Source organism: Lentilactobacillus sp. (assembly GCF_040773105.1).
Taxonomy (GTDB): domain Bacteria; phylum Bacillota; class Bacilli; order Lactobacillales; family Lactobacillaceae; genus Lentilactobacillus; species Lentilactobacillus parabuchneri.
Map to the genome: position 1 here is coordinate 1 of NZ_JAXGWW010000328.1, position 1,597 is coordinate 1,597.

At 44.2% G+C, this 1,597-nt stretch carries 2 protein-coding genes and 1 pseudogene; 2 read left to right on the forward strand and 1 reads right to left on the reverse strand.

Translation table 11 applies throughout. The features are described 5' to 3' along the window. Positions 1–142: pseudogene (locus AB3112_RS11360) on the reverse strand (low molecular weight phosphotyrosine protein phosphatase); the annotation flags it as partial. Positions 143–308: 166 nt separating this feature from the next. Between AB3112_RS11360 and AB3112_RS11365 the strand changes: the two are divergent. Then, positions 309–1,097: a hypothetical protein gene (locus AB3112_RS11365; RefSeq protein ID WP_143443101.1), complete on the forward strand. Its 789-nt coding sequence runs from the start codon at positions 309–311 to the stop codon at positions 1,095–1,097. A 114-nt stretch (positions 1,098–1,211) separates the two neighbouring features. Further along, on the forward strand, positions 1,212–1,597 hold a 386-nt coding region (locus AB3112_RS11370; protein WP_367334556.1), incomplete at its 3' end, for a Mur ligase domain-containing protein.

A 1,597-nucleotide genomic window follows, 5' to 3' on the forward strand; every position in this document is an offset into this window, starting at 1 on the left:
CCTCTTCTTCGCTACTCGTTGCGCATGAATCAACTTGAATTTGATCCTGCAGGTTAGCTTTGGCAACCAGATTCTTGAAAATGGCCTCGGCCATAGGTGACCGGCAGATGTTACCTAAACAGACAAAAAGTACGTTGGTCATGATGGAAGCTCCTTTTGAATCATTTCCTTCATATTATTGAATAACCACCGGCACGTCAAGCAGCGGGACAACCACAATAAATTTAATCAGATTGAACCTTTAGCATTTTTTAGAGTTGTTTCGTAGTACAATAAAAGTGTCTAAAACGAGAGAGAGCGTGGGAAATGTGATGCAAGGGAATTTTATCTATATCAACTGGGAACAGGTGAACAATCTTGTGATTTCGTATGGGATTACTTCGGCCGATTTTGTGAACGGTATGCCGGAAGTACCACAACGAATTGTTTTGATCGATGGAAAGCTTGAGGGTAATCAAGTTAATAGTCACACCCGTTTTCAAACGGTCACTGGGCAAAATTCAGTGCGTGAGTTTTTACTTTCACGGACGGACTCTCCTAAGATGTGGCTGGATTATCATGAGAGCGATGATTTGGATTTAATGATGCCTAGTGAGATTGCCGAACTATTATATATGGCCCATATGGGGACTCACTATCACTTGCCACTCTATTCTAAGCTACAGAACGCCTACGCTTTTTTAAGTACGAAGAGCGATTTTGTCAAAGTTTACTACCGTCAGATGGCGACCTTTGAACATATTTTGGATATTTCAATGAAACGTCATTTAAGGCTATTGCATAGTAATCGTTGGATGATGTTTAACCGGCCCTTTTCGGTTAGTGAGGTGCCTAAGGACATCATTCAAAAACTGTCAGCTGCTTTCTCAGAGGGATTAGTGTTTGCCTTTGATCAAGCGGTTGAGCGGCGCAGGGTGTACTTAATCCCCATCCGGTTGCAGGAACATCCGGAACGGCAAAACTGGTGGCATGACCGAATGGATGTCTACGAAACGACCCACCAAGTTGGGACCCTCAAATATGATGTTGAGCAAAAGCAGTGGAGTATTGAGATTACTGATGAAACGCCCTTTACAGAAAATGAAATGGATTTATAAGCGGAGTCAATCGAGGAACAGCTCGATATGTCCCCGTTTTTTTGGCGGGGAGTCGTGGTATAATGAGACCCGACGTGTTTTAAAAAATGTGACGAAAATAGGAGATTGTTTTCAATGAAGATGCAACTTGGTGAAATTGCAAGCGCAATTTCTGCTCAGAATGATACGAGTGCCTGGAATCAGATTGAAGTTTCCAGTGTCGCATTTGATAGTCGTCAGCTTTCTAAGGGGGCACTATTTGTGCCGTTGGAAGGCGAACGCGACGGCCATGAGTTTGTTAAGGGTGCACTGCAAAACGGTGCGGTCGCTACACTTTGGAAAGCAGATCATGGCGAGGCGCCCGCTGGCTTACCTGTGCTGGTTGTCGATGACCCGTTGACTGCGCTGCAATCCCTTAGTCGGTACTATCTATTAAAAATCAATCCTAAAGTTGTGGCCATTACTGGGTCTAATGGTAAGACGACGACCAAAGATATGGTTGCGGCCATTCTCGCCACTCA